Source organism: Pseudomonas danubii (assembly GCF_042980055.1).
Taxonomy (GTDB): Bacteria; Pseudomonadota; Gammaproteobacteria; order Pseudomonadales; family Pseudomonadaceae; genus Aquipseudomonas; species Aquipseudomonas danubii.
Genome location: NZ_CP116502.1, coordinates 1,083,045 through 1,097,600, shown reverse-complemented (window position 1 = coordinate 1,097,600; position 14,556 = coordinate 1,083,045). Strand labels below are relative to the sequence as shown.

Sequence of the window (14,556 nt, the reverse complement as noted above, 5' to 3'; positions counted from 1 at the left end):
TGGGGGTGAGCCTCGTTACCGACGGCTGTCCACGTGAAGAGGGGGCGCACTATACCGGTGCGCGGGCTCGCCGTCTGCATGTTGCGTGTCGAGCCGAGGAACGGCAGTGCTGGCGGGAGGCTGAATCGGTTCTTGTCCTGCCCGGAAAACCCCGCGAACAGGGGCTCCAAGGGGCCCGTATCATCCCCGCGAGCCCCCTGGTAATCGCAGGCGCTGGCTGGCCAGCGAAGGGGGTCGTTTGAGCGGTGTCCGTCTTGAAGCCCTGTTCGCCGGCCAGCCGGCTTGCGGGGTTACAGCCAGAATTCCTCTCGGCGTTCTTGGAAGTCCTTCAGTTCACCCTGCTCCAGCAACTGGCGAATCCACGGCCCCAGCAGATCCAGCGAGCTGTCCAGAGGCGTGGGCCGCTGCCAGCGCAGTGGCACCTGGGCAAAGCGCTGCTGGTTGGCGCTGACTTTTTCCAGGATCTGCCGGTCCTGCTTGAGGATCACCTTGAACAAGGGCTGCAGCACGCCGCGTTTGAGCCAGCCCGGCAGGCGGCCCTGGGCTGTGGCGATGCGGGCGAACAGCCGCAGTTGGCCCTCGGCGGCCGGGCTCAGCCAGGCGCTGACCAGCAGGTTGAGCCGGCCCTGGCGGTCGCGGTATTCGATTTCCGCCAGCCCCGGCAGGCGAAAGCGGCCCATGCTGAGGCCGCGTTCGCCTTCGAACAGCCGCGAAATCAGTCCGGATTGGGTGCCTTCTTCGCTGTATTGGGCTTCGACCCCGTCTTCCAGCTGATGCACCCAGGCGCTAATGCGCTGGCGCTGGCGGTCGTGGCGAATCCAGCCGGCATGCACGAAGTGGGTGTGGAAGCCGTCGAGGAAGTTCTCCGCGGCGTCCTGCAAGCTGCACTGCACCCGGTCGTTGATCCAGAACACATCCAGGGCCTGGGCTTGCTCGGCGGCGGCCACTGGCGGCTCTTCCGGCCGCTCGCTGGCAAGGCTGGCCCACACCAGCCCCTGGGCTTCGCAGCTGTGCAGCGGCTGCAGCAAGGGCTGGCTGCACCGCTGCTGCTCCTGGCCGGGCAGCTGAGTGCAACGGCCCTGGGGATCGAAGCGCCAGCCATGGTAGGGGCACTGGATCTGCCCGTCGCGCACCCGGCCGGCGCTCAGGGGCGCAAAGCGGTGAGGGCAACGGTCCGGCAGCACCGCGGCGGCGCCGTCGGCGTCGCGAAACAGCACCAGCGGCACGCCGTGCAGGGTGCAGGCCATGGGTTGCTTGTGCAGCTGCCGGCTCAGGGCGACGGGCCACCAGCCCGAGTGACTGTTCACAGTTTGAGCTTCCTCATCAGCGGTACGCCGATCCGTTGCAGCAGCAGGCCCATCAGGTGCCACACCAGGCGCCTTGGCCAGGGCAGGTGGGCGACGTGGATCAGGCTGTATTCGATCTCTGGCTCACCGCCGCGCAGGCGTTTGAAGGCGGCGGCGCCGGAGCTGAAGTTGAGCACCTGACGACGGTTCACCGCCTCTTGCAGGCACAGCCTGGTCAGTTGCCGGTACAGGCCGGCGCGCTGGGGCAGGGCGGTGTCGTAGCCGACGATGGGGGTGCTGATCAGGACGCTGTTGGCGAACCAGCCCAAGGCGCCGTCGATGCGCCCTTCGGCGTTGCGCAGGGCGCGCACCTCCAGCCAGCCTTCGGCCTGCCCGCGTTGCAGCCATTGGGCGCTGTAGTGGGGGTTCAGGCGGCTGTATTTGTCCAGGTACAGCAGGTTGTACAGCTGTTCGATGCGCTGGAAGTCGGCCTCGTTCAGCTCGCTGCCGGGCACCACCGTATACGGGCTGCGGCGCAGCAGGGTGGCGTCCAGGCGGGTGTTGTGGTGGCGCAGGAAGGCTGAATTCTCGCCCTCGCGGCCGTCGAACAGGTACACCTGGCGGCTGGGAATGGCCAGGTAGCCCAGGGCTTGCAGGCGCTTGCGCAGTGCGAGGTTGCTGAAGTCGTTGAGCGAGCGAAAGCCAAAGCCGTGGTCGGGAAACTCCCGGCGCAGCAGTTCGGTGATCGCCGGCAAGTCCGCGCCATCCCAGTCGGCCGGGTAGAGGTTGGTCGACAACAGCCAGTTATTGACCTGCACCAAACGGTCGACCTTGGCCGCGCTCAGGAGCCGGTCCACGCCCTGGGTCAGCAGCTTCAGTGGCCGGGCCAGCCAGGGCCGTTTCAGGCGCTGCAGTTCTTCCCGGGCGTAGCCGCTGTAGGCGGTTTGCGGCGAGACCACGTAACAGTTATCCACAGGGTCGTGGCCGTGGTTGATGCTCACCGGGAACTGCTGATGGCCGGTGTCCAGCAGGGCCAGGGCGGTGCTGACGTTGCCGATCAGCGCGCCGCCGGCGCAAGTGCGCACGTACTGCCGGGCGTGGCTGTCGCCGGCGCTCGGGGGCTCAAGGGCCAGTTGCTCGGGCAGCAGCAGTCTCATTGGCGCTGTGCCCCCAGAGGCTGGCCGTTCCATTCGATATCGGCGGTGGAGGCGGCCAGCAGCCCGCAGCGGCGGGTCAGGGCGCGGCCGATGATCTCGCTCAGGCTCAGCAACTGGGCGGTCAGCGGGCCGCGATCGCCGTCCTGGACGATCACGTCCCGGGCTTGTTGGTAGTCGTGCCAGAACTCGCGGCTCAAGAGCCGTGACGGCGCCGCCAGAAGCAGCATGGCCAGGGCGATCATCCGGGGTTCCAGGGTCGCCTCCAGCGCAGCGTCGGTTTCGCTGCCCAGCGCTGCCACCAGTTGCACCCGCTGATCGTCGAACAGGTGCACGCCGCTGGTGGCCCGGGGGTTGCACTCCAGCACGTGGAAGCGGCCCTGCTGGTCCTCGATGAAGTCAAAACCCACCTGCCCGGTGTAGCCGGTGGCCTGGCCGAACTGTTCCAGAAACGCACGGATCGGCGCTGGGGCACAGCTGTGGAAGTAGATCCCCGAGCCGCGCCCGACCCGGTAGCGCGGCTGATAGCTGCTGTGGGCGCGTAACTGGCCGTCCACCAGCACGCTGAAGCTGCAGTACTCCTGGCCGGGGACAAAGCGCTGGGCCACCCAGGGCGCATCGCTACTGGGCCGGATCTTGGCCAGTTGCGCCGGGCTCGGGCGGATCAGGGTCTGGGAGGCGAAGCGCGAATAGGCCGGCTTGAACACCAGGGCGTCGTGCTCGGCGGCCAGCGCTTGCAACGCGGCCGGGTCATGCAGCACTTGGGTCGGCGGCGCGGCCACGTCCCAGCCCTGGGTCATGGCAGCAAAATCGCCCTTGTGATGCAGGCGGTGCAGCAGGTCGAAATCACTGGTGAACACCCGGCACAAAGGCCGCAAGCGCTCCAGGCCGTGGGCCAGGTAGAACACCTCTTCGCAGGTCGGCAGCAGCAGGTCGATGGCCTGTTGGCGGATGACCCCGGCCAGGGCTTCGATCCAGGCATCCGGGTCGTGGCGCGGCTCCGGCAGGCGCACGAAGTGCTCGGCGGCGCGGCTGAAACGGCTCAGGGGCTGGGCCAGGGAATCGGCCACGGTCACCGTCCAGCCGGCTTGGCTAAAGGCCCGGGCCCATTCCAGACAGGCCGGGGCCCGGGCGCCGAGAATCAATACACGCATGGCAGTCCCTCGGGCAGTTGCAGCATCAGCAGGCGGCGTCTTTTCGCGTGTGGCGGCGGTGCCTGCCAGTGGCCGAAGCTCAGCTGCGGCGCCTGCAGCCCTTGTTGCGCGCAGAGCTCGGCGAGGGCTTCGCTCAAGCGCTGGCACAGCCCGTGGTAGTCGCCGCGGGTGTGCAGGTTGATCTGCCAGAGCAGCCCGCGCTGGTGAATTTCGTATTCCTCAAGCGCCGCCCCGAGCATCAGCAGGGCCCGGCGCAATACGTCAGGGTAGAGCGGTGCCAGCTGCGGGCCGTCGAGCCGGGGCAGCCAGAGGATCTCGTCGGCGCGGCCTTCCACGGCGGCGATGGCCCGCTCCGCACGGCCGCAGGGGCAGGGTGCGCTGGCCACCCGCAGAATGTCGTTGAGGCGATAACGCACGATCAACTGTGTACGCCGGGAAAAGTCGGTGATGATCGGCTGAAAGCGCGTGCGCTCAGGGTCCAGCCATTGCGGCTCGATGTGCAGGTGGCTTTCGTTCAGGTGCAGGGTGCCGGCCTCGCAGGTGTAGCCGAGAAAGCCTTCGCTGGCCTGATAGATCTGCTGCGGCTTGCGCCCGAAGGCTTGCTGCACCAGCTCGGCGTCGGTGCTTTCCAGCACTTCGGCCACCGACAGGATGTGTTGTGGGCGGATCGTCAGCTGCCCGGCCAGGGCCGCCTGGGCCAGCCCCCGCAGCACCGTGGCCGGGGCCACCAGCACGTCCGGGTTCTGTTGGTTGAGGCGTTGCAGGGAGGCGGTCAGGCCCAGGGTCAGGTCATGAAAGGCGAAGTCGATGCGGCGGCTGGCCAGGGTGGTGTACAGGCGGCTATTGGCCCGCAAGAAGAAGGCGATCCGCAGCGGCGCCAGCCAGGGGCACAGCAGCCGGGGCAGCAGGGCCCGGGGCAGGGTGCGCGCCAGCAGGATGCCGGCCCAGCGTTGGCGTTCCACGCTGCTGACCAGGAACACCCCCTGGGCCCCCGAGGTGCCGCTGGACAGGCCCACGGTGATGTCCCCCAGGGTCGGGCTGAAGTCCCGGGAACGCTCGGCCTGCAGGGCCACCGGCAACACCTGTTCCAGGCTCAGGGCGCGGGTGTTGAAGGCGGCGAAGTCGCTCATCAGGGTGGCTTTGTCCATGAGCGGCAAGCTGTGCAGGCCGTCGTGGGTCAGCTCGTTGAAGCGCTGGCCACGGGGCAGGACTTTGGCCATGAAGTGCTTGAGGCGCCGGGCCTGCCAGGCTTCCAGCCGCTCGCGACGGCGAAAGCGCAGGGCGTAGCGGCTGAACACGAAGGAACCGATGCTGCGCAGGGTGCCCAGTAGGCGTTCACTGTTCATTGGCGAATGCCTCCCAGGCCTGGGTGCAATGGGACGGCAGCACCGCCACCGCTGGTTCACGGCGGATCAGCTGGCCCAGGCCGTGGTAAGTGCGCACGTACTGCTGACGGTCGGCGCTGGCAAACCACAGTGCCGGTGCAGCGGGCAGGCGCTCGGCGCGGCAGGCCGGCACCGACCAGCAGGCGTCGGCCACCAGGAACACCGGTCGGCCCTGGGCGTCGGGGATGAACAGGCCCAACTGGCCTTCGCTGTGCCCGGGCAGCGGCACGCCGATCAGGCTGCTGTCGCCGAACAGGTCCAGGCCTTGCTCGAAGGGCGCCATCCAGCTTGGCAGCGCACAGCTGGGGCTGGCTTCGGCCAGGCGCAGGCGGGCGCTGAAGTCGTCCGGCAGCAAGCCCGGCAGATGGCCGCCCAAGGTGGCGCGCCAACGCTGACCGCGCAGGCTGTCGATATGCCGGTAATCGGCTTCCAGGGCGATAAAGCGCGCGTTGGCAAAATCCCGCAGCCCGGCGATATGGTCGGCGTGGAAGTGGGAAATGATCACATGGCGGATATCCCCCGGGCCGATGCCCAGCTCATGCAGCTGCGCCCCCAGCTGCTCGACCACCGGCAACTGCACCGGCACCGCACTGCGGTACAGGCGCTCGGGCAGGGCGCGGGTGGCCTGGAAGAAGTGCTCGGCGTAGCCGGTGTCGTACAAAATCCAGCCGTGCTCCGGGTGCTGGATCAGCCCGCACAAGGCCGGAAACTGCACTGGCGCCAGGCGCCCGCCACGGTCGGCCATGCATTCCAGATGCTGGCACCAGCCGGCCCTGAGGATCTTCAAGCTGACGCTGCGGCTCATGCTCGTTGCCTCTGTTGGGCCAGCCACCATTGGGCGTGCTGGGCGATGCCCTGGTCCTGGGTGATCACCGGGTGGTAGCCCAGCTCGCGCTGGATGGCGCTGATGTCCAGGGTCTGACTGAAGGCCAGGACGCCGGCGCCGTAGCGGGTGATCAAGGGCTCGGCGCCGTTGCCCAGGCGCGCCTTGAGTTCCAGCAGGCGCGCCACGCCATGCACCAGGGGCCAGGGCAGGCGACGGGTGCGCAGCGGCAGGCGGAAGTGCTCGGCCATCTGTTGCAGCAGGTCCTTGAAGGCCAGCGGCGTGCCATTGCTCAGGTTGTACACGCACAGCGGGCGCGGCAGGGGCCGGGTCAGGGCCAGCCACACCGCGTGCACCAGATTGTCGACGCAGGTCAGGTCCAGCTGCGCCTGGCCGCCGCGCATCAGCGGAATCGCCCCCCGTTGCATCACCCGCAGCAGGCGCGGCATCAGGGTTGCGTCCCAGGGGCCGAACACCGCCCGGGGCCGCAGGATCACGCATTCGGGCAGCTTGGCGTCTGCCAGCAGGGTTTCGGCCTGGGCCTTGCTGCGGGCGTAGTCATTCACCGGTGGTGGCAGCGGCTGGTCTTCGCGGATGCCCAGGCGATCACTGAAATTGAAATACAGGCTTGGGGTAGAGATGTGCACCAGCCGCGGGATACGGTTCTTGCCGCAGGCGTGGATCACCTCGGCGGTGGAGTCGAGGTTGGCCCGGGTAAACGCCTGGGGCGAACCCCAGGGTGACGACAAGGCGGCGCAATGCACGATGGCGTCATGCTCGCGGCTGGCATCGGCCAGCAGGCGTTTGGCCAACGGGCTGCCGTGCTCCAGGGGCAGCCAGTGCACGGGCGCCGGGCTGTGGGCAATCACCTCGGCCGCCGCCTCGGGATTGCGCCCGCTGAACTGCACCTCGCAGCCTTCGGCGGCCAGCTTCCAGACCAGGTGCCGTCCGATAAAACCGGTGCCGCCGGTGACCAGGATCTTCATCAGTACTCCAGGATCATGCCGCCGAGGGACAGGCCCGCGCCGGTGCCGATCAGCATCAGGGTTTGTCCGCGTTGAATGCGCCCGTCGCGCACCGCGATATCCAGAGCGGTGGGCAGAGACGCCGCCACCTGATTGCCATGCCGGGCAAAGATATCGATGACTTTCTCCGGCCCCAGGCTCAGGCGTTTGGCCGCATGCTGCATGGCCTGTTGGCTGGCTTGATGGGGGATGATCCAGTCGATCTGCGCAAGGGACAGTGCGGCTTGCTGCAGCAAATCGTCCATCAGTTCGGGCAGGTGCTTGGCCGCGAGGCGGAACACGCCCTTGCCCTGCATGGCGAAGCTGGTCAGGGGCTCGAACGGCACGTCGATGCGTCGCGGATGAAAGCGCGAACCGCCGGCGGGGATCTGGCACAGCGCGGCGCCTTCGGCGTAGGTCTTGAGGCGCGAGGCAAGGATCTTCGGGCCGCCGTCGCCCGCTTCCAGCACCACTGCTGCCGCGCCGTCGCCGAAGATGCCGCAGACTTCCACCTGCTGCCAGTCCAGGCCGCAGGAGGCGATGTCGGCGCACACCAGCAGCACGCGCCGGTAATGCCCGCCCTGGATCGGCCAGGACAGGGTGTCCAGGGCGGCAATAAAGCCCAGGCAGCTGGCGTTGATGTCCATGGCCGGGATGCCCGAATGCCCCAGGCCCAGTTCCCGTTGCAGCAGTGCGGCGTTGCAGGGCATGCCTTGGTCCATGGTGCCGCTGGCGCAGACGATCAGGTCCAATTGGCCAAGCTCCAGGCCGGCCGCGTGCAGGGCCTGGCGCGCGGCACTGGCGCCGAGGCTGGCGGCGGTGTCCGCAGGATCGGCGACGTGGCGCTGCTGCACTCCGCTGATGCGCGCCACGCTGCCGGTTTCCAGGCCGAGCTGGCGGTCCAGTTCAGCACTGGTGACCACCCGCTGCGGCAGGGCGTGGCCGGTGCCGAGGATGGCCAGGGCGCGGGCCGGGCGGGGGGAGGACGCTGATGTGTGCATGCAAATTCCGTGTGTGTGGGCGTCGAGGCTGGCGTTGAGAGAGGCGGTTAGTGCGCTGGCAGTGCCGCCGGGCATTGGCTCAGGAAGGCTTGCAGCCCCTGCTGGTAGGCCTCGGTGGGCATCAGGTCAGTGTGTTTGGCGATGAAGCAGGCCACGCCTTGACGCTCCATATCGGCGTCCGCCACGAGGTAGAAGTCGGGAATTTCCTGCACGCTTGCGATCTGCTTCCAGGCCAGGCTGCTCTGACCTCCGCGGGTGTTGAGCAGGGTGAAGCCCTGGTCGTCGAAGTTCAGGCAATAGGTGCCTTCGACGGCCCGCAAGCGGGTTTCGATCAGGCGCTGACTCAACCCGCGCAACGGCGCTTGGGGTTTGATCGGGGTGGCGGCAATCCGGGCTTGCAGGTGCTTGATCCAGCGTCCGGAAAAGCGCCACCACAGGGGGATGAAGATCAAGGCGAACGCCACCATGGCGATGACCTTCTCCGGGGTGAAGGTCCGCTCGGGGAAATAGATCGACAGGCAGCCGCCGATCAGGCACAGGGTGAACATCACGGGACCGATCAAGCGGCCTTGCCACCGGGCAAATGTGCTCATGGCTTGGACATGCTGCTGATCATCCTTGAGCAATTCCTGCTTCAGCGGTTCGGCAATCCAGGCTTCGGTGTGGGCGGGGGTGATGCGGTAGTGCAATTCCATGGGGGCTGAATCCGAGGTCCGTGTTCGGTGAGGGCGGCAGTCTACCGGCTTCTGGGGTGTGTTGAGCAGCGGCGTGTGCGCCAACGCCAAGCGGCAGTTCAGGCTGGAAACTGCTCCAGATGTTGCTCCACCCACTGGTACAGGTGCTCGTCCAGTGGCGGCCGCTGCTGGTTGAAGTGGTCCTGGCAGCGGTTGAAGAACGGGTCCTGGTTGATGCGCATGGCCAGCTCGACGGGGCCTTCGCTCCCGGCGTGGGCGGCTCGTAGCTGCTGCTGGCGCTGATCGGCCTGCTCCAGGGTGTCCGCCAGGGCGTCCAGATGCAGGAGCCTGAACTGAGCGATGGCCTGGGGCAGATGAAAGTGCAGGGCGCTGTCGAAGCCTTCCCAGCCCTCGAAGGCCAGCCATTCGTGCAGGATCATGAAGCAGCGCAGTGCCGGGGCCAGCGCCTCCAGTCGTTGCAAATCCAGCCAGTACTGACGCGGCAGTTGCTCGGCGGTTTCGATGGCCTGGGCGATCAGGTCCAGGGCCTGGCCCTTGTCCCGGTGATGCTTGCGCAGGATGCGCTGGGTCAGGGTGAAGCGCGCTTCTTCTATAGCGTGCAGGGCGCGGTTCAGATCGTAACCGGCGTTGCGCAGGTGTTCCCGGGCGTGCTCGGGGGGCAGGCCGGATTTGTCTACCAGCACCTGCAACAGCTCGGCTTTGTAGAGCTCGGCGGCTTGCTGCGGATTATTGGCGCAACGGGCGAGCAGGGCCTGGGCGTGGCGCAAGCCGATGGGGATCAGCTTGCGTAACTGTTGCAGAGCTTGGGTGTGCGTCGGGTCCATCGACAGGGTGCCTTGGTCGTCATTGCCGGTGGCGGCGGGAGGCTGATTATCCACCGCGCCGGGCAAAACCTGTAGCCGCTGCCGCAGGCTGCGAACGGCCCGAAGGGACGCAGGGTTCTCAAGGTCGCTGAAGGTCCTGCGGACCTTTTCGCAGCCTCGCGGGCTCGGCAGCGGCTACAAATGAGGTCGCGGTCGCAGTTCAGGTTGGGTGGTGTAGCCGCTGCCGCAGGCTGCGAACGGCCCGAAGGGGCGCGGGGTTCTCAAGGTCACTGAAGGTCCTGCGGACCTTTTCGCAGCCTCGCGAGCTCGGCAGCGGCTACAAATGAGGTCGCGGTCGTAGTTCAGGTTGGGTGGTGTAGCCGCTGCCGCAGGCTGCGAACGGCCCGAAGGGACGTGGGGTTCTCAAGGTCGCTGAAGGTCCTGCGGACCTTTTCGCAGCCTCGCAGGCTCGGCAGCGGCTACAGGTTGCGTCAGGGAGTGGTGCGGGCGCCGTCGAGCAGGGCGTCCACCACGGCGCGGGCCATTTCCACGGAATGCACCATGGACCAGATCAGCCCGCGCTCGATGCCGCTGGCCCGTTCGGTGATTTCATCGGACACCTCTTCGGCGCATTTGAGCAGCAAGGAAACGTGCATCAGGGCGTCTTCGGCATTCACCTGGGGTTGCACGGCGAACAGCGGGTGGCCCTGGGCGTCGCGCAGGCCGAAGGGGCGATGGCGGGTGCCGTGCAAGGCGGCCAGCAGGTTGGCGTTGGCGCGGTCCAGCTCCGGGTCGCGGCGTGGGTGATCGGTGGACAAGGGTGGGTCGGGGACGAGCTTTTTCATGACGGTCACTCACTCAGTAGTTAACGGACTGCCGAGCTCACTTCCACATGAGGGGTGGCAGTTGTGCGAGGGTGTGGAAGACCGGGACTGAGTAACCCAGCACACCCGAAGGTGTCCCGCGCACAACCGCCATAAAGCGATGCCGACGACAATGCGTCGAGCCATGCTCATGAGCGCTCATGCTTACTCAGGTCCGAACTTCCACATCCGGGCCGCTGATTTGGCAGCGGCACCGGGAGACTGCCTGATCGTTCGAAGGGGTACAAGGCGCTCAAAGGCGTGGGGGATTCTCTCGGATTTGCCCTACAAAACAAAGCGAATCCGCTTCGATGCCGGGCGGCATCGCCTGACAAATCGCGGCTTTTTTCCAGGTAAAAAAACGGCACACCGGTCAATCATAGGAGCAGAAAAATGATTTGATATTCAGTGAAATCAGGATTCGATAATCGGTCTATATTTGGGCTGAATATAGTGTAGGGTTCAAGCCGGCAGGATGATTGCGATCCTGCATAGTGAGCGTTAGGCATCCTGAGCGGCGAATTCGCACAGGATCAGTTCATAGCAGGGCGGCGAGCACGTCGCCAAATGTAGGAGGTTTCACTCATGCGAGTTGAAACGGTCAGCTTTTTAAAACGATACGCATCCGACCTTCCTTTAGAGGAACCAATGGTCGTCACGCAAAACGGTGTGCCTGTTTACGTTGTCGAGTCTTACGTTGAGCGTAAGCGCCGCGACGAGGCAGTGGCGTTGGTGAAATTGCTCGCAGTCAGTTCGCGCGAGTACGCCCAAGGCAAGCATTGTTCGACTGATGAGCTCAAGGCCCGCCTGAGCAAGAGGTTTGCCCACAAATAAAAAGGGTGGGATAGATGTCAACACTGACCATCCGCTACACCGAAACCGCACAGCAAAGCATTGAAGACCAGATCGTGCATCTGGCCGACTATAGCGACCTTAAGTCCGCCTTTGAGCGGCTGGATGCTGTGATTGACGCTCTTCAGGACAAGCTCTTGTCCGCCCCGTTAGGCTACCCAGTCAGCCCTCAAGCAAGCGACCTGGGCATTTTGCATTACCGTGAGCTCAACACCGATGGATACCGGGTGTTCTACGAAATCGTAGATGCGGATCAGGCGATCGTGATTGGGCTGGTGCTGCGGGATAAGCAAAGCGTCGAGCAGGCACTTATTCGTTACTGCCTGCTGCATACCGATTAACGATTGTGGGTGTGAGCCTTCCGATGGGGTGTTTGAGCGTGTCACCCGCACTAGGACCGGGAAGGGGTCTCACCAATACGTTCTATGGAAATTAGATTCACGCGTTCGCCACTCTCCATCTTGTTCGAAATTTCGAAAAGTGAAGGGCGAGAGGGGGGCAGCGCTGCGTCTGTCATGAAGCGAAACTGTGCACAGCTTCCGCACTATCACGGCGCTCCACCAAGGGTCGGCGCTGAACAATAGGCGGTCTTGTTTCTGGGTTTCCGGGACTTCGTGAAAACCAAAAAAAAGGGCCTGGAGACGTATCTCCAAGCCCTCAAAAGGTGAGAGGTGTCTAGTCCCTCAACCTGGTGAGCGGTGTTGCGTGTTTCGGGGGCGCGGCGGTTAGGCTTTCAGCGGAACCAGGCGCGGGGCAATCATGTTTTCCGGACGCAGGATGTCGTCGAGCATGGCGTCGTCCAGCAGGCCTTCTTCGCGCACCAGTTCCAGTACGCCACGGCCACTTTCCAGGGCGATGCGGGCGATACGGGTGGCGTTTTCATAGCCGATGTACGGGTTCAGTGCGGTGACCAGGCCGATGGAGTGCTCCACCAGTTCGCGGCAACGGGTTTCGTTGGCGGTGATGCCGGTGATGCAGTGCTCGCGCAGCATGTCCATGGCGCGTTGCAGCAGGCGGATCGAGTCGAAGATCTTGAAGGCGATCAAAGGCTCCATCACGTTCAGTTGCAGCTGGCCGCCTTCGGCCGCGATGGTCAGGGCCAGGTCGTTGCCGATGATCTGGAACGCCACTTGGTTGACCGCTTCCGGGATGACCGGGTTGACCTTGCCAGGCATGATCGAGCTGCCCGGCTGACGCGCTGGCAGGTTGATTTCGTTGATGCCGGTGCGTGGGCCGCTGGACAGCAGGCGCAGGTCGTTGCAGATCTTCGACAGCTTGACCGCGGTGCGCTTGAGCATGCCGGAGAACAGCACGAAGGCGCCCATGTCGGAGGTGGCTTCGATCAGGTCGGCAGCCGGTACCAGCGGCTGGCCGCTGATGGTGGCCAGGCGTTGTACGGCCAGGGCCTGGTAGCGCGGGTCGGCGTTGATGCCGGTGCCGATGGCGGTGCCGCCCAGGTTGACTTCGGTCAGCACTTCCGGCGCCAGGGTCTTCAGGCGAGCCAGGTCTTCACCCAGGGTGGTGGCGAAGGCCTTGAATTCCTGGCCGAGGGTCATCGGCACGGCGTCTTGCAGCTGGGTACGGCCCATTTTCAGGACGTGGCTGAATTCTTCACCCTTGGCGGCGAACGACTGGATCAGGCTGTCGAGGCTGGCCAGCAGGGCGTCGTGGCCCAGCAGCAGACCCAGGCGGATCGCGGTCGGGTAGGCGTCGTTGGTGGACTGCGCCATGTTCACGTCGTTGTTCGGGTGCAGGTACTGGTATTCGCCCTTGCTGTGGCCCATGGCCTCCAGCGCGATGTTGGCGATGACTTCGTTTGCATTCATGTTGGTCGAAGTGCCAGCGCCGCCTTGAATCATGTCCACCACGAACTCTTCGTGGAAGTCGCCACGGATCAGACGGGCACAGGCCTCGCTGATGGCCGCATGCTTGGCTTCGCTCAGATGACCCAGTTCGCGGTTGGCGTCAGCAGCTGCCTGCTTGACCATTGCCAGGGCCACGACCAGTTTTGGGTAGTGCGAAATCGGAACGCCGGAGAGGCGGAAGTTGTTCACCGCTCGCAGGGTCTGGATGCCGTAATACGCTTGAGCCGGTACTTCGAGTACGCCAAGCAGGTCTTTTTCTGTGCGGAAAGATGCAGCGGAGGACATGACGGAGATCATCTCGGTAGGGACCCGGTCTGTGCCGGGAACGCTGCGAATCCTAGGCCGAAGGGAATTTTTGGGCCAATGCTGTTAAACACTGGGCTATGCATATTCGGCATAATGCCGGTGTGACGCCGCTTTGCCGGCGAGCGTGTGACCTAAAATGGTGCGTGTCCGGGAGGACGTGATGAATCTGGAAAGCAAATGGCTCGAGGACTTCAGTGCCTTGGCCGCCACCCGCAGCTTTTCCCAGGCTGCCGAGCGACGTTTCGTGACCCAGCCGGCCTTCAGTCGGCGCATCCGCAGCCTGGAAGCAGCCCTGGGCCTGACCCTGGTCAACCGCTCGCGCACGCCGGTGGAACTGACGGCGGCGGGGCAGTTGTTCCTGGTCACCGCGCGCACCGTGGTCGAACAGCTCGGCGAGGTGGTGCGTCACCTGCACCATCTGGAAGGCGGCCAGGGCGAAGTGATGCAGGTGGCCGCGGCCCACTCCCTGGCGCTGGGTTTCTTCCCGCGCTGGATCGCGCAACTGCGCAATGAAGGGCTGAACATCGCCACGCGGCTGGTGGCCACCAACGTCGGTGATGCGGTGCACGCCCTGCGCGAAGGCGGCTGCGACCTGATGCTGGCCTTCTATGACCCGGACGCGGCCTTGCAGATGGACTCGGAAATTTTCCCCTCGCTGCACCTGGGGCACACCGAGATGCTCCCGGTGTGCGCTGCCGATGCCCAGGGCAAGCCGCTGTTCGATCTGGAAGGCGAGGCCAGTGTGCCGTTGCTGGCGTACAGCGCCGGGGCCTTTCTCGGGCGTTCGGTGAACCTGCTGCTGCGCCAGCGCAACCTGCGTTTCACCACGGTTTATGAGACCGCCATGGCCGACAGCCTAAAGAGCATGGCGTTGGAAGGGCTGGGCATTGCCTGGGTGCCGCAATTGAGCGTGCGCGCCGAACTGGCCCGGGGCGAGTTGGTGGTCTGTGGTGGTGCGCAATGGCATGTGCCGTTGGAGATCCGCCTGTATCGCTGCGCCCTGGTGCGCAAGGCCAACGTGCGCTTGCTCTGGCGCAAGCTGGAAGGCGCCGCCGCACAAGCGACGGGCAACACATGAGCCTGTTGCCGGTGTTGCAGATCGCGAGGGATTTTCCGCGTCGGCAACGCCAGACCCTGTAGCCGCTGCCGCAGGTTCGGGCCGCGTTCGGACGCTCGGCCCCGCAGGGGCCGCCAAACCTGGCGCTGCGAAGTGTCTGAAGGATTGGGGATATAGCTCTGGCGCCGGCTGCGCCGTCGTTCGCAGCCTGCGGCAGCGGCTACAGGGAACTGGTCAGGCTGCGAGAGGTTTTCAGTTCGGGGAGACTGACTTCAGAGTCAATAAAACCGGGGTTTTGCGCCGGAAAT

At 65.3% G+C, this 14,556-nt stretch carries 14 protein-coding genes; 3 read left to right on the top strand and 11 right to left on the bottom strand.

Features of this window, described 5'->3' with window-relative positions:
- Positions 1 to 290: 290 nt before the first annotated feature.
- From PFZ56_RS05215 to PFZ56_RS05170, 10 genes are all read right to left on the bottom strand, one after another.
- The gene (locus PFZ56_RS05215) at positions 291 to 1,307 is read right to left on the bottom strand and encodes an aromatic ring-hydroxylating dioxygenase subunit alpha (RefSeq protein ID WP_170001410.1); all 1,017 of its coding nucleotides are present in this window, start codon (positions 1,305 to 1,307) and stop codon (positions 291 to 293) included.
- Positions 1,304 to 2,443: a hypothetical protein gene (locus PFZ56_RS05210; protein ID WP_170001411.1), complete on the bottom strand. Its 1,140-nt coding sequence runs from the start codon at positions 2,441 to 2,443 to the stop codon at positions 1,304 to 1,306. The genes PFZ56_RS05215 and PFZ56_RS05210 overlap by 4 nt, the downstream gene beginning before the upstream one ends.
- A complete protein-coding gene (locus PFZ56_RS05205; protein ID WP_170001412.1) occupies positions 2,440 to 3,594 on the bottom strand; it encodes an ATP-grasp domain-containing protein in 1,155 nt (384 codons plus the stop codon). The genes PFZ56_RS05210 and PFZ56_RS05205 overlap by 4 nt, the downstream gene beginning before the upstream one ends.
- Positions 3,582 to 4,940: a F390 synthetase-related protein gene (locus tag PFZ56_RS05200; protein WP_170001413.1), complete on the bottom strand. Its 1,359-nt coding sequence runs from the start codon at positions 4,938 to 4,940 to the stop codon at positions 3,582 to 3,584. Before PFZ56_RS05200 ends, PFZ56_RS05205 begins: the two co-directional genes overlap by 13 nt.
- A complete protein-coding gene (locus tag PFZ56_RS05195; RefSeq protein WP_170001414.1) occupies positions 4,930 to 5,784 on the bottom strand; it encodes an MBL fold metallo-hydrolase in 855 nt (284 codons plus the stop codon). The genes PFZ56_RS05200 and PFZ56_RS05195 overlap by 11 nt, the downstream gene beginning before the upstream one ends.
- Positions 5,781 to 6,788 carry an NAD(P)-dependent oxidoreductase gene (locus PFZ56_RS05190; RefSeq protein WP_170001415.1) on the bottom strand — a complete coding sequence of 336 codons (1,008 nt, stop codon included), beginning with the start codon at positions 6,786 to 6,788 and terminating at the stop codon, positions 5,781 to 5,783. The genes PFZ56_RS05195 and PFZ56_RS05190 overlap by 4 nt, the downstream gene beginning before the upstream one ends.
- A complete protein-coding gene (locus tag PFZ56_RS05185; protein WP_170001416.1) occupies positions 6,788 to 7,807 on the bottom strand; it encodes a beta-ketoacyl-ACP synthase 3 in 1,020 nt (339 codons plus the stop codon). The genes PFZ56_RS05190 and PFZ56_RS05185 overlap by 1 nt, the downstream gene beginning before the upstream one ends.
- Positions 7,808 to 7,854: 47 nt before the next feature.
- Entirely contained in the window at positions 7,855 to 8,502 is a 648-nt protein-coding gene (locus tag PFZ56_RS05180) for a YcxB family protein (RefSeq protein WP_170001417.1), read from the bottom strand.
- Between the two features lie 98 nt (positions 8,503 to 8,600).
- A complete protein-coding gene (locus tag PFZ56_RS05175) occupies positions 8,601 to 9,380 on the bottom strand; it encodes a hypothetical protein (RefSeq protein ID WP_346010515.1) in 780 nt (259 codons plus the stop codon).
- A gap of 416 nt (positions 9,381 to 9,796) precedes the next feature.
- The gene (locus PFZ56_RS05170; protein ID WP_102881332.1) at positions 9,797 to 10,150 is read right to left on the bottom strand and encodes a DUF6124 family protein; all 354 of its coding nucleotides are present in this window, start codon (positions 10,148 to 10,150) and stop codon (positions 9,797 to 9,799) included.
- Positions 10,151 to 10,753: 603 nt separating this feature from the next.
- Here PFZ56_RS05170 and PFZ56_RS05165 point away from each other — a divergent pair.
- A complete protein-coding gene (locus PFZ56_RS05165) occupies positions 10,754 to 11,002 on the top strand; it encodes a prevent-host-death protein (protein ID WP_025131512.1) in 249 nt (82 codons plus the stop codon).
- A gap of 14 nt (positions 11,003 to 11,016) precedes the next feature.
- Positions 11,017 to 11,361, top strand: coding sequence for a type II toxin-antitoxin system RelE/ParE family toxin (locus tag PFZ56_RS05160; RefSeq protein WP_103291506.1), 345 nt, complete (start codon positions 11,017 to 11,019; stop codon positions 11,359 to 11,361).
- A 384-nt stretch (positions 11,362 to 11,745) separates the two neighbouring features.
- Here PFZ56_RS05160 and aspA read toward each other — a convergent pair whose 3' ends face one another.
- Entirely contained in the window at positions 11,746 to 13,170 is a 1,425-nt protein-coding gene (aspA, locus tag PFZ56_RS05155; protein ID WP_102862326.1) for an aspartate ammonia-lyase, read from the bottom strand.
- Between the two features lie 181 nt (positions 13,171 to 13,351).
- Between aspA and PFZ56_RS05150 the strand changes: the two genes are divergently transcribed.
- On the top strand, positions 13,352 to 14,269 hold the full coding sequence (locus PFZ56_RS05150; protein ID WP_102862325.1) for a LysR substrate-binding domain-containing protein: 918 nt from the start codon (positions 13,352 to 13,354) through the stop codon (positions 14,267 to 14,269).
- Positions 14,270 to 14,556: the final 287 nt, after the last annotated feature.